The sequence below is a fragment of the Blastococcus sp. TF02A-30 genome (assembly GCF_003319185.1).
GTDB lineage: Bacteria > Actinomycetota > Actinomycetes > Mycobacteriales > Geodermatophilaceae > Blastococcus.
Genome location: NZ_QOHJ01000005.1, coordinates 330,455 through 348,471, shown reverse-complemented (window position 1 = coordinate 348,471; position 18,017 = coordinate 330,455). Strand labels below are relative to the sequence as shown.

Genomic DNA, 18,017 nt, shown 5'->3' with positions numbered 1-18,017 from the left:
GACACCGGGGGAGGCTAGAGGAGCGCGTGGGGCGGCTCAGCGGTGCGGACCGGCGACTGTCCCTGCGGTCACGCCTACGCTGGGGTCGTGGTGTTCTCGAAGATCCTCCGTGCCGGTGAGGGCAAGCAGGTCCGGCGACTGTCCAAGATCGCCGATGCCGTCGACTCGCTCGCCGATGACTACACCGGTCTGACTGATGCGGAGCTGCGGGCCCAGACCGACCAGTTCAAGGCGCGGTACGCCGACGGGGAGTCCCTCGACGCGATGCTGCCCGAGGCGTTCGCCGTCGTCCGCGAAGCAGCCACCCGCACCCTGGGCCAGCGGCACTTCGCCGTGCAGCTCATGGGTGGCGCGGCGCTGCACCTGGGCAACATCGCCGAGATGAAGACCGGTGAGGGCAAGACGCTCACCGGGGTGCTGCCGGCGTACCTGAACGCCCTCTCGGGCAAGGGCGTGCACATCATCACGGTCAACGACTACCTGGCCAAGCGTGACGCCGAGTCGATGGGCCGGGTGCACCGGTTCCTGGGCGTCACCGTCGGGACGATCCTGTCCGGCGAGCCGCCGGCGGTCCGCCGCGAGGCCTACGCCTGCGACATCACCTACGGCACGAACAACGAGTTCGGCTTCGACTACCTGCGCGACAACATGGCGTGGAGCAAGAACGACCTGGTGCAGCGCGGGCACCACTTCGCGGTCGTCGACGAGGTCGACTCGATCCTCATCGACGAGGCCCGCACCCCGCTGATCATCAGCGGCCCGGCCGAGACCAGCGCCAAGTGGTACAGCGAGTTCGCCCGCATCGTCCCGGCGATGAAACGCGATGTGCACTACGAGGTCGAGGAGGCCAAGCGCACGGTCGCCGTCACCGAGGAGGGCGTCGAGTTCGTCGAGGACCAGCTCGGCATCGACAACCTCTACGAGGCGGTCAACACCCCGCTGATCGGCTACCTGAACAACGCCCTCAAGGCCAAGGAGCTGTTCAAGAAGGACCAGCAGTACATCGTCTCCAACGGCGAGGTGCTGATCGTCGACGAGTTCACCGGTCGCGTGCTGGCCGGACGCCGCTACAACGAGGGCATGCACCAGGCCATCGAGGCCAAGGAGAAGGTGAAGATCAAGGACGAGAACCAGACGCTCGCCACGATCACCCTCCAGAACTACTTCCGGCTCTACGAGAAGCTCTCCGGGATGACCGGTACCGCCCAGACCGAGGCCGCCGAGCTGCACCAGACCTACAAGCTGGGCGTCGTCCCCATCCCGACGAACCGGCCGATGATCCGCGAGGACCGCTCCGACGTCATCTACAAGACGGAGAAGGCGAAGTTCGACGCCGTCGTCGACGACATCGCCGAGCGGCACGAGAACGGTCAGCCGGTGCTGGTGGGCACCGCGAGCGTCGAGAAGTCCGAGCTGCTGTCGAAGTACCTGCTCAAGCGGGGCATCCCGCACGAGGTGCTGAACGCGAAGAACCACGCCCGTGAGGCCGCGATCATCGCGATGGCCGGGCGGCCGGGCGCGGTCACCGTCGCCACCAACATGGCCGGCCGCGGTACCGACATCCAGCTCGGCGGCAACGCCGAGTTCATCGCCGACGAGGCGCTGCGGGCCCGGGGGCTCACCCCGACCGACACCCCGGAGGAGTACGAGGCCGCCTGGGACGACGCGCTGGAGGCGGCGCACGCCCAGGTGAAGGCCGAGCACGAGCAGGTCGTCGAGGCCGGCGGCCTCTACGTGCTGGGCACCGAGCGGCACGAGAGCCGCCGCATCGACAACCAGCTGCGCGGACGTTCCGGACGCCAGGGCGACCCGGGGGAGTCGCGGTTCTACCTCTCCCTGGGCGACGACCTCATGCGCCGGTTCAACGGCCCGATGCTCGAGTCGATGATGAACACCCTGCGGGTGCCGGACGACCAGCCGATCGAGTCGAAGATGGTCAGCCGGGCGATCAAGTCGGCGCAGACCCAGGTCGAGCAGCAGAACTTCGAGGTCCGCAAGGACGTCCTCAAGTACGACGAGGTGCTCAACCGCCAGCGCACCGTCATCTACGACGAGCGGCGCAAGGTGCTCGAGGGCGCCGACCTGCACGAGCAGGTCCGCGGCATGGTCGACGACGTCGTGGTCGCCTACGTCGAGGGCGCGACCGAGACCGGCTACGCGGAGGACTGGGACCTCGAGCAGCTGTGGAGCGGGCTCAAGCAGCTCTACCCGGTGGGCCTGACCGTCGACGAGCTGGTGGCCGAGGTGGCCGGCGGCGACGTCTCCGACCTCTCCGCCGAGGACCTGAAGACCCAGCTGCTCGACGACGTGCACCGCGCCTACGAGGCGCGGGAGGCTGCGCTGGGCTCGGAGGTGATGCGCGAGCTGGAGCGGCGGGTGCTGCTGAGCGTGCTCGACCGCAAGTGGCGCGAGCACCTCTACGAGATGGACTACCTGCGGGCCGGCATCCACCTGCGGGCGATGGCGAACCGCGATCCGGTCGTGGAGTACCAGCGCGAGGGCTACGACATGTTCCGCGCGATGCTCGACGGCATCAAGGAGGAGTCGGTCGGCTTCCTGTTCAACCTCGAGGTGAAGACCAAGGAGGAGCAGGCGGCCGAGGCCAAGGCGAAGCAGGACGAGGCCGAGGCCAAGGCGCTGGCCGCGGCCCAGGAGGGGACGGCGCGGGTGCTGGCCCGCCAGGCCGCGCAGGCCCAGGCGGCGGCCGCCCCGGCCCCGGCCAAGGCCGCGCCCACCGCCCGCCGGTCGCAGCCGAAGCCCGCGGCGGCCGCCGCGGCCCCGGCCCCGGAGACCGAGACGCCGTCGGCGTCGGGTACCGGCCCGCAGCTGGCCGTCAAGGGCCTGGAGGCGCCGCGCACGCCGGAGAACCTGACCTACTCCGCGCCGAGCCTGGACGCCTCCGCCAAGGACGGCGGCAAGGCCAAGGCCGCGAAGACGGCGACGGTCACCGGCACCAAGGAGACCCCGCGCAACGCGCCCTGCCCGTGCGGCTCGGGCAAGAAGTACAAGCAGTGCCACGGGGCGGCCGGCGCCAGCTGACCGACCTCACGACGCCCCGCCGACCGGACCGGTCGGCGGGGCGTCGTCGTCCCGGGGTCAGCCGATCTGCAGGGCGGTGCACCGCCAGCGGCCGTCGATGCCCTCGAGCCGGGCGGCGACGGCGTGCGCTCGCCCGGCGCGGCGGGCGACGGCCACCACCTCGGCCACGCCGTCCACGGGCTCACCGACGTGCACCTTGCCGACGAGCAGCGGCGCCGTCCCCTCGGCGCACCACCGGGGGCGGCGGCCCGCCGAGAGCGCGGCGTAGACCCCTGGGGAGGTGAGCTGCTGCAGCTGGCTGGCGGGTCGCCGGCCGGACAGCACCTCCAGGGCCAACGTGATGAGCCGGCGGCCCGTGGCGACGACGTCGGGCAGCTCGTCGCGCGCCGACAGCGTCGGGGCGAACTCGTCGAGCGGTACCGCCGCGGTGGCCCGCGGCCGGGGACCGGGCCGGTAGGTCGGGCGCGGGACGGCGACACCGGGCAGCAGCAACCGGACGGGGATCCGCGGGTCCTGGGCGGGCGGCTGCGGGGTCCGCACGCGGACCAGCCGCAGCGGGGGCCGGGGGACGTCGGGGGCAGGGGACGGCGGGGTCGTCGGGCGCACGGGGACGGTCATCGGTCTTCCTTCGGGGAGAGCGTGGTCGGGCGGTGACGGGGGCTCGGGGTCACGGCGGTGGGCGCAGGACCTGACCGGGGAGCAGGAGGTCCGGGTCCGCGCCGATGACGGAGGCGTTCGCCGTCCACCAGGCGTGCACGGCGTCCGCGGTCTCGGCGATGCCGGGCGGGCGGCCCAGCTCGGTGGTCAGCCGGGCGGCGGCGATGTCCCAGAGGCAGTCGCCCCGGACGACGACGTGCTCGCCCGGAGCTGGGGCCGTCGGGGTGTCCGGCCAGTCGGGCACCGGCGCGGGTGTGGTGGGTGCGGGCGTGCTGGGGGCCGCGGCGGCCCGGGCCGGCCAGTCCGGCACCACGCCGGGGGCGGTCTCGGCCGAGGCAGCCGGCGCGGTGACGACCAGCAAGGTGGCGGTGCCGCCGAGCGGAGCGGCGACGCTCAGCCCGACCCCCAGGGCGAGGGCCGCGCTGCGTCGCGCGCCGGCGGGCAGCACGACCCGGGTCACGACCTCCGCGCAACGCCCGAGCGCGCCGGGCGCCGCCGAGACGGCGGTCAGCAGCAGACCGAGCGCCCCCCACACCCAGGCCACCCACGCGAGCAGTCCCGCGGCGGCGGTGACCAGGACGTCGGAGCCGAGGGTGTCGGCGGTCCGCTGACCGTCGGCCACCGCGCGCACCATCTCGGCGACCGGCGGCGTCAGGACGTGCAGGGCCAGGGCGACGCCGGCCATCACCGACGTCGTCGCGGTCAGTCGTCGTCCGGACATGCAGCCTCCTTCGCGATGGATGCCACTAAAGCAAGCAAATGCAACCAAACGCAAGTCAATGCGGCGATCTAAGCTCAGGCATGGAGGTGGGGCATGCGGTGGCATCAGCTCTTCGCCGACCTCGAAGCGCAGTTCGAGGCGGAGCAGGACGCGGCCGAGCGGGCCGGCGCAGCGTCGAGGACGCGTGCCGAGGTCGGGGCCGTGCGGCTCGTGGACCGCGTGCGCGGCGCGCTGGGCGGACACGTGGTCCTGACCTGCCGTGGGGCGGGCAGCGTCTCCGGCGAGCTCACCGACACCGGGGCGGACTGGCTGCTGGTGACGGAGGAGCGCGGCCGGGAGTGCCTGGTGGCCGTCTCCGCGGTGCGCGCGGTGGCCGGGTTGGGGCGGCGCACCGCGCCGCCGGAGGACCCCGGACCGGTGCGGGGGCGGATGGACCTGCGCTGGGCCCTGCGCGGGCTGGCCCGCGATCGCGCCGCGGTGCACCTGGTGCTGGACGAGGGCTCAGTGCTGCGGGGGACGGTGGACCGGGTGGGTGCCGACCACGTGGAGCTGGCCGAGCACGCGGCCGAGGACCTGCGTCGGGCGAGCGCGGTGCAGGGGGTGCGGGCCGTCGCGCTCGACGCCGTGGCGGTCGTGCGGACGTCCCCGCCGGGGTGGGACTAGCCCGGCGGGATCAGGACTGGGAGCTGGTCTCGGCCGAGGACGCGGTCTCCGCGGCGGCCGGTTCCTCCGGCGGCACCGTGCCGGCCCGTGCCTCGGCGTACTTCTGCTGGATGAAGCGCTCGAGCTCGTCGACCTCGATCCGCCACTGCCCACGGCCGCCGATCTGGATCGCGATGAGCTCCTTCCGCCGCACGAGCGCGTAGGCCTGCGACCAGGAGACGTTCAGGATCTCGGCGACGTCGTCCAGCGTCAGGAAGCGGGGCGTGGGCATGGGTCCTCTCCATCCGGTCGACGCCAGTCTGTCAGTCGCACCGGTGACCTCGCGGTGCTGTCCACACCCGAACGTGTGGATGAGCGGAGCGGGCCACCGCGTCCATGACGCATCATTCGCATCCGAATGCCGTCATGTCGCGTCAACGGCAGGCGACGCGCCGCGTCGCGCGCCGACGCGCTGGAGAGGTGAGCCCGCCCGTGACCGCCGTGAGTCCCGCGCCGCCGCAGGCTGCGACCCCGCTGCCACCCGGCCCGGCTCCGCGGCGCCTCCGCCCGCCGAGCTGGCTGGACCTGCGGCTGGTCCTCGGGGTGCTGCTGGTCCTGGGCTCGGTGCTGCTGGGGGCCCGGGTGGTGGGTGCCGCCGACGCCACCGTCCCCGTCTGGGCCGCCGCCGGCGACCTGGCCGCGGGGACCGCGCTGACGGCGGACGACCTGATCGCGGTCGACGTCCGCCTCGACGACGCCGCGGGCGCCTACCTCTCCACTCGCACCAGGCCCGAGGGCAGCACGCTGTCGCGCGCCGTCCGGGCGGGGGAGCTGCTGCCCGGATCGGCCCTCGAGGAGCCGGACGCCCTCGTGCAGGTGGCGCTGCCGGTGCAGACGGGCTACGTGCCGCCCGGCCTCGAGCGCGGTGGGCTGGTCGATGTCTACGCCGTGGCCGATCCGGCGCTGGGAGCGACCACGGAGGCGGGCGGTGAGGTGACGCTCGTCGTCGAGCAGGCCACCGTGCAGGCCCTGTCGGGTCGCGCGGAGGGCGTGCTCTCGACGCCGACGAGCACCGTGCAGGTGGTCGTCTCCGTGGCGCAGGACGACGCGGACGACGTGCTCGCGGCGATCGGAGGGCGTCCGCTGGTGGTCGTCCTCCGGAACACGGTGGACGGCGACGCCGACGCGGCGGGCCGCGTGCCGGCCCGGTCCGGCTCCGCCGCGGCGGGTGCGGCGCAGACCGCAGGTGCGGCGGCGGGACCGACCGGCTGATGGGCGTCCAGGTCTTCACCGCGGTCACCGGCGCGGCGTGGGAGTCGGAGCTGGTCGGAGCGCTCGACCGGGCCGACCACGGCGTGACCGTCGTCCGCCGCTGCGTCGACGTGCCCGAGCTCCTCGCCGCGGCGGCGACCGGCACCGGGCAGGCGGCGCTGCTGTCCGCCGAGCTCCGGCGCCTCGACGGGGACGCCGTCTCCCGCCTCACCGCCGCCGGCGTCGCGGTGGTCGGGCTGGTGGAGCCGGGGGACGAGCGCGCGGCCGCGCGGCTCCGGCAGCTGGGCGTGCAGCACGTCCTGCCGGCCGATGCCGCGGCCGACGTCATCGCGCGCGCCCTGCGCGAGGCGGTCGCCGGAACGCCCCGCGAGAACCGCGACGTGGCCGATCCGCGGGCGGCCCTGCCCGCGCTGGGCATCCCGGTGGAGGAGACCGACCGGCCCGCCGGCCGAGGACGGGTCGTCGCGGTGTGGGGGCCGACCGGCGCACCCGGCCGCACGACGGTGGCGGTCGGGCTGGCCGACGAGTCCTCGCGGCTCGGCGTCTCCAGCCTCCTCGTGGACGCCGACGTCTACGGCGGCGTGATCGCCCAGCTGCTCGGGCTCCTGGACGACTCCCCGGGCCTGGCCGGGGCCGCTCGCCAGGCGAGCGCCGGGACGCTGGACGGGGCAGCGCTGGTGCGGCTGGCCTGGGCGGTCCGCCCGCAGCTGCGGGTGCTCACCGGGCTGGCCCGGGCCGACCGGTGGCCGGAGCTGCGACCCCGCGCGGTGAGCGCGGTGCTCGAGGAGGCGCGCCGGCTAGCGGAGCTCACCGTCGTCGACTGCGGGTTCAACCTGGAGGACGACGAGGAGCTGTCCTTCGACACCGCGGCTCCCCGGCGCAACGGAGCGACGCTGGCCGTGCTCGAGGACGCCGACACGGTCCTGTGCGTCAGCGGCGCGGACCCGGTCTCGCTCCAGCGCAGCGTGCGCGCCCTCGACCACCTGCGGGAGGCGCTGCCGGCGGTGGAGCCGGTCGTCGTGGTGAACCAGGTGCGCCGGGGACCGGTTCCCGGCGACGCGCAGCGGGAGATCGCCGCGGCCCTGGAGCGCTTCGCCGGCCGGCAGGTCGCCTTCTTCCTGCCCGCAGACCGGCGGGCCACCGACGCCGCTCTGGCGTCGGGCCGGACCCTCGCCGAGGTGGCTCCGGGATCGACGCTGCGCACGGCGCTGCGGAAGCTCGCCGCCACGCTGGCCGGCGTCCCCGCTCCGGCCCGCCGCCGCGGGCTGGCCCGGGAGCGCCGGGCGGGCTGAGCGCTGGAGTGTCCGAAGACCCGGTGCCCGTCGTAGCGTGAGCCCCCGACGCTGAGGAGAACGATGGTCGAGCGGCTCAACCCCCTGGACGCCTCGTTCCTGTACCTGGAGGAACCCGACACCCCCATGCACGTCGGGGGTATGCTGGTACTGGAAACGCCCCCCGGCGGCATCGAGGCGCTGGCCGCGCTGGTCGAGGCGCGGCTGTCCCTGGTGCCCCGGTACCGGCAGCGGGTGGTCGAGGTCCCCGGGCACCTGGCCGATCCGGTCTGGGTCGACGACCGCGACTTCGACCTCGCGTACCACCTCCGGCGCAACGGCCTGCCGCGGCCGGGGACCGAGGCCCAGCTGATGGACCTGGTCTCCCGGCTGGCCTCGCGGCCGCTGGACCGCAACCGCCCGCTGTGGGAGGCCTACCTGATCGAGGGGCTCTCGGGGGGCCGGGTGGCGGTCGTGACGAAGACCCACCCCGCCCTGGTCGACGGCCTCAGCGCCATCGACATCGGCCAGGTGCTGCTCGACGTCGACGAGCACGCACCGCTGCCCGAACCGATCGAGTGGCGCCCGGCCCCGGCTCCCGGTGGCGGGCAGCTGGTGCTCCAGGCGATCGACGAGTACGTGCGCCGGCCGTCGTCGCTGCTGGAGAACGCGCGGGGTGCGGTCAGCGACCTCCGCTCCACCGGCGTGCGCGTCGCGGGCGTGGCGGGTGGGCTGCTGCGCGCGGTGCGGTCCACGGTGCTGCCGGCCCCGCACAGCCCGCTGAACGCCCCGATCGGCCGGCAGCGCCGGGTCGCGGTCGCGCGCGCCTCGCTCGACGACGTCAAGCTGGTGCGCAAGGCGCACGGCGGCACGGTGAACGACGTGCTGCTGACCGTCGTCACCGGCGCGCTGCGCGAGTGGTTGCTGTCCCGGGGTGAGCCGGTGGTGGGCGGGACGTCGGTCCGGGCGCTCGTGCCGGTCTCGCTGCAGGACGACGAGGTCCAGACGGCCGGCCGGGTGACGTCGCACCTGGTGGACCTCCCGGTGGGCGAGCCGAACCCGCGGGTGCGGTTGACCCGGCTGAGCTACGCCATGCGCGGGGTCGCCCGGCAGGGCCACCGGACGGCCACCGCCGACAGCCTCATCGCGCTGACCGGGTTCGCCCCCTCCACCCTGCACGCGCTGGGCGCCCGCGCCGCCCGGGGGCTGTCACGTCGGTTGTTCAACCTCGTCATCACCAACGTGCCGGGTCCGCAGGTACCGCTCTACGCGGCCGGCGGCCGGATGCTGGAGGTCTTCCCCGTGGTGCCGCTGGCCCGTGGCCAGGGCCTGTCGATCGGGATGACCAGCTACAACGGGACGGTCTTCTTCGGGTTCAACGCCGACCGGGACAGCGTGGGTGACGTCGACGTGCTGGCCGACCTCATCGAGCAGGAGGTGAACGAGCTCGTCGAGAGCTCGCGCTGACCCGCACCCCTGATCCCCACCTGGCGCGGGTGGCCCCCGCTCGGGCGGCTACCGTCGCTCTTCCACCGATGAAGGGAGTGCCCGGGTGCGCGTCTACCTGCCGGCCACCACCACCGTGCTCCGCACCCTGGTGGACGACGGGGTGCTGACGGGGCCGCACACGGCGTTCGCGGTCACGCCGCAGCTGCGGGCGTTCTACGAGCGCAGCGACCCCGCTGCCGATCTCGAGGAGCTCGAGTACGCCGCCCTGCTCACCGCGGCCCGGGCCAGCCTGCGGCTCCTGGACGTGGATCCGACCGCGGCCCGGCGGCGCGTGGTGCTCGCCGCCGACGTCCCCGACGACGCCGTGGCGCCCATGGACGACCCCCACGTCGAGCGCGGGGCGGTGCGGGTCAGCGCGGACGTCCGGATGCGCGACGTGGCCAGCGCGCACATCGACGGCGCCGAGGCGGAGGACGACGTGCGCGCCGCCGTGAACGTGGTGCTCGAGGCAGATCTCGGCAGCGAGGACGCCCAGTTCGTCGTCGACCAGGCCGAGGGTCACGAGTTGGCCTGGTACGCGACGCAGGAGCTCGGCCCCGCGCTCGAGCTGCTCTGACGGGGAGGCCCGCCCGCCTGGTCGCCGAGCCGGTGGCGGGCGACCTGGACGCGGCTCAGGGCGCCGTCGACTGCCAGCCACCCCGAGCCGGGGCGGTTCGGCAGGCCTGCCCGGGGGAGCCGGACCCCGATCAGATCCGCCTCCGCGGGCCCCGGGCGCAGCAGCAGGGCGGTGCGCGCACGGCGCAGGGCCGCCACCGCCCCCTGGAAGTGCGTGGTCAGCTGGCCGGCTGAGCCCGACAGCACGAGCAGGACGTCCGTGGCTGCTCCCGCGACCGGGAGACCGCAGAGCGCCGGCCACTCCACGGGCGCGCCCACGTCGTCGGCGACGACGACGCCCGGGTGTCCACCCAGCCGCCCGTGCCAGGCCGGGATCGCCCCCGGGTCCTCGGCGTCCAGCCAGGTCGCCGGCTCCGGGGTGTCCGCCTGCCGGCTCCGCGCTCCGTGGCCCAGCCAGGCCACCTCGGCGCCGCGGGCCTGCAGGTCGCGGGCGAAGGCGCGGAGGGCGGAGGTCCGCCCGCTGCCCGGTGGGCCGACGACGAGCACACCGCGCCGGCGGGTGAGGTCCAGGCCGAGCGGCGTGCCGTCGTCGCCGCCCGGGCCGATCGTCAGCCCCAGCTGCCCGGGCGAGCGTGCGGGCAGGGGCAGCGCCGGGTCCGGAGGCAGCACGGTGATCCGCACCCGCGACGGGTCCGCGACGGGGGTGGTGCCGGCTCCCGGTGGTCCCGGTGCTGTGGGCAGGAAGAGCTGGCACTCCGCACCGTCCTCGCCGACGAGCGCACGGCCCGGTGGCCGGTGGCTCGGCACCACGCGCGCCGGCAGCCCGGCGACGGCGTAGTCCGCGCGGTCCGGCAGCGGCAGCACCAGGCGGAGCCGGGCCGCGGCGGCGAGCCGGCCGCCCGGGACCGCCCGGTCGGCGGTCAGCACGCTGGTCAGGCAGGCGGCGCCACCCTCGCGGACCAGGCGGAGGAGGGCGGCCGAGCCTCGGGTGGGGTCGGCCTCGTCGAGCAGCGCGCCGACCTCCTCGGTGCCGTCGACGAGCAGCAGGAGGAGCGGCCTGGGGCCCGGGCGTTCACCGGATCTGCGGGCGGCGACCTCCTCGGCGAGCCGGTCCACCAGCCGTGTGGCGCGGAAGGCATCGTCCCCGGCGATCGCGGTGCCGGTGTGCGGCAACCCCGCGGCCTCGGCGGCGAGATCGCCACCGGCGGTCACGACGTGCACGTGCAGCCGGTCGGGGGGCAGCGCGGCGGTCGCGGCGCGCAGCACCGCGCGCAGCAGCGTCGTCCGCCCGCTGCGGGGTCCGCCCACCGCGAGCACCCCGCCGCCGTCGGCGAGGTCCAGATCCAGGAGCTCCTGGGTCTGCCGGTCGGGCAGGTCGAGCAGGCCCAAGGGCAGCCGGGTGGCCCCGGCGGGGCGAGCAGCGGACCGGCCCGGCTCCAGCCGGTCGGGCAGCGGAGGGCGCCAGGGGCGGTGCGGTTGGGCCATCCCGCTCCGGCGGGCCTGGACGGTCAACGCGTCGACCACGCGGGCGAGGTCGGTGGCAGCCGCCGTTGCGGAGCCGGTCCCCGGCGTGGGGGTGGTCACCGGCCACGACCAGCGGCGCACGACCGGGTCGGCTGTGGCGGTGCCCTCGGCTCCCGACGTGCGGGCGCCCTGGAACAGCTGCGGCTCGGCGCTCCCGCGTCGGAGGAGACCGCGACCGGGCAGCCCGGGATGGAGGAACGCGGCATCCGGGGCTCCCAGGACGTCGCGGGAGTCCGCCTCGTCGGTCGTGCGCAGGCACACGCGCAGGGCGCAGTTGGCCCGGATCTCGGGTGACACGACGCCCGCCGGGCGCTGGGTGGCCAGGACGAGGTGCACCCCGAGCGATCGCCCACGCTGGGCGATGCCCACCAGCCCGGGGACGAACGCGGGCAGCTCCTCGGCCAGCGTGGCGAACTCGTCGACGACGATGACCAGCCGGGCGAGCTCGACCTCCTCGGGCAGCGCAGCCACGTCCGGCACCCCGTGGTAAGCGAGCAACGCCTCGCGCCGGGTGAGCTCCGCGCTCAGCGACCGCAGCGCACGCGTGGTCGCCTGGCCGTCCAGATCGGTGAGCAGACCGACGGTGTGCGGCAGGCGGGCCGCCTCGGCGAACGCCGCGCCACCCTTGTAGTCGACCAGCAGGAAGGAGCAGCGGTCCGGTGGGTGGTTGAGGGCGAGGCCGCAGATCAGGGCCTGCAGCAGCTCCGACTTGCCCGCGCCGGTGGTGCCCGCGACGAGGGCGTGCGGCCCGTCCCGGCACAGGTCGACGAGGAGCGGCCCCTCCGCGGTGAGCCCCAGACTCGTCGACAGGGTGCCCCGGGACCGCGACCACGTCCCGCGGGTGGCGCCGTCCGCCTGCACGGTGACCGCCCACTCCGGCAGGTCCAGCAGCCGGACCTCGGCCGGCACCCCCGTCGCCGACGCGCCGGGAGCGAGGTCGGCGAGCTCCCGCGCGAGCTCGGCGGCGACGGGCTCCGCGATGCCGTCGGCCAGGATGCTGCTGCGATCGACCGTCCCGTCCTGGTGGAGCGTGGCGGTGCTGCCCGTCTCCCCGGCCAGCACCAGCGTGGCGTCGACGGCCGCCCACAGCTCCTCGGCCGACTCACCGGCGGTGAGCACCAGCACGCCGGCCGAGCGGGCCGTGCGCAGCGCGGCCGCGGTCCGTCCGCCGACGGGGCGGTCCACCACCACGACCGACCGTCGCAGCTTCGGGCCGCGCCCTGCCGACAGCGCCGCCAGGTGCCTGCGGAGCGCCGCGTCGGCGTCGTCCCCGCAGTCCGGTGGTGCGAGCCGGACCGAGCCAGCCGGCAGGTGCGGCAGCCACCGGAGCCACGTCCACTCCGGCAACCGCTGGGGCGAGGTGAGGAGCAGCAGGTCCACCGCGTCGGGGGGGTGCAGTGCCACCAGCTGGACCAGGAGCGCGCGCAGGACTCCGGTGCTCCGTGCGCGCGGGCCCACGACCGCCAGCCCGCCGCCGGCGCGCAGGTCCACCGTGACGGGCACGTGGTCGGCGCGCTCGATGGCCCGTGAGCCGTCCCCGACCCGCGTGACCCGCGTGGTCCCGGGGCCCGTCCCGATCCGGACGACGAGAGGGGCGTCGGGCGCTCCCGTCCTGGACCACAGCAGCGCACCGCGCCGCCGGACCGCGGCGGCGACCGCGGCGGGCCCGGGGTGCTCGTACTCCGCGGCACGGACGTCGGCGTCGACGGCCTCGGCCAGCCGTCGGCGCGCCTCCAGCAGCTCGTGCTCGTACCGCTGCCGCTCCCGGCGGCCGCTGCGGCGGCCGGACCACCGGTCGGCGAGCCACGTCCCGACGCCCACGACCGGGCTGAGCAGCGCGAAGAACAGGAAGGTCGGAGTGCTCAGCAGCCAGGCGAGGCTCGCACCCGCGACCGCGGGGAGCAGCACCGCCGCCCAGGCCAGACGGCGGGGTGGCGGGGGGTCCGGTGGCCGCGGGAGCGCGATCTCGACGTCCGGTCGGGGGCTGTGCAGGCGGCGGACCGGGTGCACCCTGGTTCGTCCACCCGGCATCGGGACCTGGGTCACGGTGGGGGACCCGGCGCCCGACAACGACAGCGTGCTGGCGCCCAGCCGCAGTGCCGAACCGGGGGACCAGCGGCGGGCCCGTTCCGCCAAGCGCTCCGCTCCGAGCGAGCTGCCGTTCGTCGAGCCCAGGTCGGCGACGGTGACGCCACCGTCGCCGACGTCGAGGAGGACGTGGCGCCGGGAGACGTCGGGGTCGGCGAGGCGCACGTCCGCCTCGCTCCCGCGGCCGATGACGTGCAACCCCTGCGACAGGGCCATCGACCGCGCCGCGTCGGGGCCGCCGGCGACGTGCAGCTCCATGGCGCTCGCGGCCGTGGGCGCGACCGCCGGCGGTCGGGCGAGCCCGAGGACCGCGCCGTGCCGGAGCCGCGGATCGCTCAGGAGGACCTGGTCGTGCAGCCGCACGGCGCCGTGCCAGAGCTCCGCGACGTCGAGACCCAGCCCGGCCTCCAGCGCCCTCAGCACGTCGCCCAACGGGTCGTCGTCCCGGGCGGTGACCTCGACGTCCACCGAGCCCTCGAGCCCGTGGAGGGTCCAGCAGCGGACGGTGGAGGGCGGCCGGGACGCGGACGCGGACGCGGGGTGCACCTGGGCATCGTCGACGTCGCGCGGGCCGTGCAGCGCCGGACCGGGCGCATCTGTGGACAACCGGGGGGCTGTGGACGGTCGGAGCCGCCCCCTCCTGCCGGCACCTAGCGTTCGGCCGACCGGGACGGACCCGGATCGGAGGAGGAGACGTGAAGGTCGACATCGGAACCCTGCACTCGATGGCGGGGCAGTGCCGCGCCGAGGCCGCGGAGACCGCCGGACGGCACGCCGTCCTGTCCGGCAGCATCAACTCGTCGGTGCTCGACGGCTGGACCGACAGCCAGGCGGCCGCCCAGTTCACCGAGCTCTACGAGCAGTGGCGACGCTCGGCGCAGGGGGTCAGCGACGCGCTGACCGGTATGGGCGGCCTGCTCACCGCCGTCGCCGGGTCCTACCAGCAGCACGAGGCCGACATGGCGGCCCGCATCGGGGCGATGCTCTGACCACGCCGCTGGACCGGTGCGCGGAGCTCCGGTCGGGCCGCTCCGCGTGCGGCCGGCCGGGGCCTCCGTAAGATCACGACCCGTCCAGACGGGTCACCGGTGCTCCGTCACGGGCTGCGGGGCCGGCGCACGCCTGGACTGCCGTGGCCCGGTCGACCGGTGCACCCGCACGCGCGTCGAGGTCGGGAGCGAGTCCATGCAGTTCGGTCGGTACTACGAGGAGTTCGAGGTCGGGGCCGTCTACAAGCACTGGCCCGGGAAGACCGTCACCGAGTACGACGACCACCTGTTCTGCCTGCTCACCATGAACCACCACCCGCTGCACATGGACGTGAACTACGCGGAGAAGACCACCGACTTCGGCAAGAACGTCGTCGTCGGCAACTACATCTACTCGCTCCTGCTCGGCATGAGCGTCCCCGACGTGTCGGGCAAGGCGATCGCCAACCTGGAGATCGAGTCGCTGCGGCACGTGGCGCCGACCTTCCACGGCGACACGATCTACGGCGAGACGACCGTCCTGGACAAGACCGAGTCCAAGTCCAAGGACGACCGCGGCATCGTCCACGTCGAGACGATCGGCTACAAGCAGGACGGCACCGTCGTCTGCATCTTCCGGCGCAAGGTCATGGTGCCCAAGCGGTCCTACGGCGAGGCCCGCGGCGGCGAGCAGCCCGGCCGCCCGGAGCCCACGCCCCGCGGCTGAGCCGGGGAGACGCGACGTGCCCGGGGTGCTGCCGGCTCAGCCCGGCAGCGCCCCCCACGCGCGCAGCGTCTCCACCAGCAGCGGCGTGCACGCCAACCGGTCCAGGGTCGCGGCGTCGGCGAACAGCACGTCGGCGGCGTCGTCCCCGGCCACCGGCGCGGCTGCGGGATCCAGCAGCGTGCAGGCGAAGTCGGCGACGTCGTACACGACCCCGTCGCCGGGGATGCGGATCCGGCCCACCTCGGCGCCGGCCCGCACCCGCAGCCCGGTCTCCTCGAGCACCTCGCGCTCGACCGCCTCCACGGCGGACTCGCCGGCCTCCACCCGGCCGCCGGGCACCGACCACAGCCCCGCGCTGGGGGCGTGCCCGCGGCGGATCAGCAGCAGCCGGCCGGCGTCGTCGAGGACCACGGCGCCCACGCACGGCACCAGCGGCAGGTCCTCGACGGCAGTCACGCCGCCACGCTACGCAGCTGCGCTTGACGAAGCCCGCACGTCCCAGGACGGTGATCCCCGATGAGCGTCTCGCCGGTGTGCCCCCGCTGCGGCGAGGAGCTGGTCGTCCGCCACGGCTCCGCCGCCCAGGCGTGGTGCCACACGCACGGCGCGGTCACGCCCCTGCACCACACGGTCCTCGTGGCCCACGACGCGATCGCGGCCGTCACCGCCGACGCGCGGGTGCCCGCGTGGGTGCCCGACCCCGTCCCGGCCGGCTGGTCGGTGACCGGCCTGGCGTGGGGCGGCGAGCCCGGGGCGCGGGCGATCGTCGTCGACACCGCCGGGCCGGCGCCCCTGGGGGGCTCGGCCGAGCTGGTGCTCGTCGCCGAGGAGCCCGGCACCGGCGTCGGGTGCGGCTACGCCGGGCTGCCCGGCCTCGACCCGGGCGACGTCATCACCGGCCCCGCGTCCGTGCACGTCGAGGCGGCCGGCCAGCACACACCCCTGTGGGCGGTGCCGACCACCGACGACCGCGCCGCCTTCGTCGGCGAGGCCTACGGGGTCTGGCTGTGGCTGGTCACCTGGCCGATGGACGCCGCCTGGCTGCTGGCCGAGGAGCTCCGGCTCCTGGACCTGAGGGACCGGATCTACCCCGACCTCCCGCTCGGCCCGCCCAGCGAGCACCTCCTGCCGGGACGGTGACCGGCCGGTGACGGCCCGCCGACGGGAACGCCCTGGCCCGTTTCATGATCGGCGCGTCGCGGTCGACCCGGCTGGGGCCTGTGTTACCCATGGGACGAACGCGTCCGCCGCACCCCGACGGCGGGCCTTCCCACGCAGGTCCGGGGCGTCGTCCGACCTGCCCGTTCGAGAGCTCCGGAGGTGGCGGTGAACCTGAAGAAGGTCCTCACCTGGTTGGTGGTCGCCTTCGTGGTCTGGTACGTCATCCAGGCTCCGGAGTCCTCCGCCGAGATGGTCCGCAACGCCGGGGAGGCCCTCGGGGACGCCGCCTCGTCGCTGGCCGCCTTCGTGACGTCGCTGACCTGAGCCCGGCGTGACCGCCACCGGGACGGACCGGCTGCCCGGCCGGGCCAGCAAGGACGCCGCCAAGTACCTCCTCGACGACGAGGAGGTCGTGCTCGCGACCCGCCGGCACTGGGCGGTGCTCATCGAGCCCACGCTGCGGTTCCTGCCGGTGTTCCTCGTCGGCGGATGGCTCTTCCTGCTCGACCCCGACAACCGGTTCACCACGCTGGTCGGGCTGGTCGCGGTGCTGGTCGCCCTCGTCGTCTTCGGGCTGCGCGTCGGCGAGTGGTGGATGCGGTACTTCATCGTCACCCGGCGCCGGGTGCTGCTGACCTCCGGCGTCATCGTCCGGACCGTCACGCTGCTGCCGCTGCGCCGGATCACCGACCTCACGTGGAAGGAGACCCTGGGCGGACAGATCCTCGGCTACGGCACCTTCCGCTTCGAGTCGGCCGGCCAGGACCAGGCGCTGCGCAACCTGCCGTACATGCCCGACGCGCAGAACCTCTACAAGGAGGTCAGCAAGCTGCTGTTCAGCAGCGACTGGGGCGGCGCCGCCTCCGGTGGGGACGACGAGGGCAACCCCGACCCGCCGCCACCCCCGCAGCCGCCGTCGCAGGACCGGCGGGACACCGCACCCATCCCGCCGCTGCCCCCGCAGCAGTCCTGACCTCCCCGACGGGTGCGCGGCGGACCGGTGGGGCAGGCTGACCGGTGATGCGGATCGACCTGCACACCCACTCCTCGGTGTCCGACGGCACCGAGACCCCGGCGCAGCTGCTGGCAACCGCCGGCGCGGCCGGGCTCGACGTCGTCGCGCTCACCGACCACGACACCACCGCCGGCTGGGCGCTCGCCGAGGAGGCGCGGCCGCCCGGCCTCACCGTCGTCCCCGGCATGGAGCTGTCCTGCCGCTGGTTCCCCGACGACCAGCCACCGATCAGCGTCCACCTGCTGGCCTACCTGTTCGACCCGCTGTCACCCGCCTTCGCGGCCGAGCGCGCCCGCCTCCGTGACGAGCGGCTCAGCCGCGGCGAGCGGATCGTCGAGGCGCTGGCCGCCGACGGGCACCCGGTGGCGTGGGAGGAGATCGTCGCCGCCTCCGAGGGCGGCGTGGTCGGCCGGCCGCACGTGGCGCGGGCGCTGGTGCGGGCGGGCGTCGTCGCGTCCGTCGACCAGGCCTTCGCCACGCTGCTGCACCACCGCAGCCCCTACTACGTGGCCAAGGCCGACACCGACGTGCGCGAGGGCATCGCGCTGGTCCGGGCCGCCGGGGGAGTGCCGGTGTTCGCCCACGGCCTGGCCACCAAGCGGGGCCGGGTGGTCGGCGACGACGCCGTCGCCGCCATGGCCGAGGCGGGCCTGCTCGGTCTGGAGGTGGACCACCCGGACCACAGCGACGAGGAGCGGGCCCACATGCGGGGCCTGGCCGACGAGCTCGGACTGCTGCGCACCGGCTCCAGCGACTACCACGGGGCCAACAAGACGACGCCGATCGGCGCCTGCACCACCGACCCGGAGCAGTACGAGGCGCTGCTGGCCGCCGGTACCGGCGCCGCGCCGTACCGCGACTGAGCGCC

Annotated in this window: 17 protein-coding genes; 12 read left to right on the top strand and 5 right to left on the bottom strand. The window is 75.2% G+C overall.

The annotated features are described in order from the left end of the window. Positions 1–87: 87 nt before the first annotated feature. Positions 88–3,039, top strand: a complete 2,952-nt coding sequence (gene secA / locus DQ241_RS13555; RefSeq protein ID WP_113830705.1) for a preprotein translocase subunit SecA — start codon at positions 88–90, stop codon at positions 3,037–3,039. Between the two features lie 57 nt (positions 3,040–3,096). Here secA and DQ241_RS13550 read toward each other — a convergent pair whose 3' ends face one another. Continuing rightward, positions 3,097–3,657, bottom strand: coding sequence for an Rv3235 family protein (locus tag DQ241_RS13550; RefSeq protein WP_113830704.1), 561 nt, complete (start codon positions 3,655–3,657; stop codon positions 3,097–3,099). Positions 3,658–3,706: 49 nt separating this feature from the next. Beyond that, positions 3,707–4,417, bottom strand: coding sequence for a LysM peptidoglycan-binding domain-containing protein (locus tag DQ241_RS13545; RefSeq protein ID WP_113830703.1), 711 nt, complete (start codon positions 4,415–4,417; stop codon positions 3,707–3,709). A 93-nt stretch (positions 4,418–4,510) separates the two neighbouring features. Between DQ241_RS13545 and DQ241_RS13540 the strand changes: the two genes are divergently transcribed. Continuing rightward, positions 4,511–5,080, top strand: a complete 570-nt coding sequence (locus DQ241_RS13540; protein WP_113830702.1) for a hypothetical protein — start codon at positions 4,511–4,513, stop codon at positions 5,078–5,080. Between the two features lie 10 nt (positions 5,081–5,090). On the opposite strand, the gene DQ241_RS13535 is transcribed toward DQ241_RS13540, so the two are convergent. After that, positions 5,091–5,351, bottom strand: coding sequence for a helix-turn-helix domain-containing protein (locus DQ241_RS13535; protein WP_113830701.1), 261 nt, complete (start codon positions 5,349–5,351; stop codon positions 5,091–5,093). A gap of 200 nt (positions 5,352–5,551) precedes the next feature. Here DQ241_RS13535 and DQ241_RS13530 point away from each other — a divergent pair, with 200 nt between their 5' ends. The 4 genes from DQ241_RS13530 (at position 5,552) to DQ241_RS13515 (ending at position 9,667) form a co-directional block, all read left to right on the top strand. Continuing rightward, positions 5,552–6,331 (top strand): SAF domain-containing protein, encoded by a 780-nt coding sequence (locus tag DQ241_RS13530; protein ID WP_113830700.1) that lies wholly within the window; start codon positions 5,552–5,554, stop codon positions 6,329–6,331. Continuing rightward, positions 6,331–7,623, top strand: a complete 1,293-nt coding sequence (locus DQ241_RS13525) for a chromosome partitioning protein (protein ID WP_113830699.1) — start codon at positions 6,331–6,333, stop codon at positions 7,621–7,623. Before DQ241_RS13530 ends, DQ241_RS13525 begins: the two co-directional genes overlap by 1 nt. A 63-nt stretch (positions 7,624–7,686) precedes the next feature. After that, positions 7,687–9,069, top strand: coding sequence for a wax ester/triacylglycerol synthase family O-acyltransferase (locus tag DQ241_RS13520; RefSeq protein WP_113830698.1), 1,383 nt, complete (start codon positions 7,687–7,689; stop codon positions 9,067–9,069). Positions 9,070–9,154: 85 nt separating this feature from the next. Further along, positions 9,155–9,667: a hypothetical protein gene (locus DQ241_RS13515; RefSeq protein ID WP_113830697.1), complete on the top strand. Its 513-nt coding sequence runs from the start codon at positions 9,155–9,157 to the stop codon at positions 9,665–9,667. Here the strand turns inward: DQ241_RS13515 and DQ241_RS13510 are convergent. Further along, positions 9,610–13,824 (bottom strand): FtsK/SpoIIIE domain-containing protein, encoded by a 4,215-nt coding sequence (locus DQ241_RS13510; protein ID WP_113830696.1) that lies wholly within the window; start codon positions 13,822–13,824, stop codon positions 9,610–9,612. The two genes, DQ241_RS13515 and DQ241_RS13510, sit on opposite strands and share 58 nt — an antisense overlap. Before the next feature lie 149 nt (positions 13,825–13,973). Between DQ241_RS13510 and DQ241_RS13505 the strand changes: the two genes are divergently transcribed. Beyond that, positions 13,974–14,267, top strand: coding sequence for a WXG100 family type VII secretion target (locus tag DQ241_RS13505; protein ID WP_113830695.1), 294 nt, complete (start codon positions 13,974–13,976; stop codon positions 14,265–14,267). Positions 14,268–14,463: 196 nt separating this feature from the next. Then, complete coding sequence (locus tag DQ241_RS13500) at positions 14,464–14,973, top strand: MaoC family dehydratase (protein ID WP_113830694.1); 510 nt, start codon at positions 14,464–14,466, stop codon at positions 14,971–14,973. A gap of 36 nt (positions 14,974–15,009) precedes the next feature. Here DQ241_RS13500 and DQ241_RS13495 read toward each other — a convergent pair whose 3' ends face one another. After that, entirely contained in the window at positions 15,010–15,429 is a 420-nt protein-coding gene (locus DQ241_RS13495) for an NUDIX domain-containing protein (RefSeq protein WP_199584504.1), read from the bottom strand. Between the two features lie 60 nt (positions 15,430–15,489). Here DQ241_RS13495 and DQ241_RS13490 point away from each other — a divergent pair, with 60 nt between their 5' ends. The 4 genes from DQ241_RS13490 to DQ241_RS13480 all read left to right on the top strand — a co-directional run bounded on the left by DQ241_RS13490 (position 15,490) and on the right by DQ241_RS13480 (position 18,012). Further along, positions 15,490–16,113: a DUF6758 family protein gene (locus DQ241_RS13490; RefSeq protein WP_113830693.1), complete on the top strand. Its 624-nt coding sequence runs from the start codon at positions 15,490–15,492 to the stop codon at positions 16,111–16,113. A 186-nt stretch (positions 16,114–16,299) separates the two neighbouring features. Beyond that, entirely contained in the window at positions 16,300–16,458 is a 159-nt protein-coding gene (locus DQ241_RS20880; protein WP_199584502.1) for a hypothetical protein, read from the top strand. Positions 16,459–16,465: 7 nt separating this feature from the next. Beyond that, positions 16,466–17,107, top strand: coding sequence for a PH domain-containing protein (locus tag DQ241_RS13485; protein ID WP_233492425.1), 642 nt, complete (start codon positions 16,466–16,468; stop codon positions 17,105–17,107). Positions 17,108–17,154: 47 nt separating this feature from the next. Beyond that, positions 17,155–18,012 (top strand): PHP domain-containing protein, encoded by an 858-nt coding sequence (locus tag DQ241_RS13480; RefSeq protein WP_113830811.1) that lies wholly within the window; start codon positions 17,155–17,157, stop codon positions 18,010–18,012. Positions 18,013–18,017 lie beyond the last annotated feature (5 nt).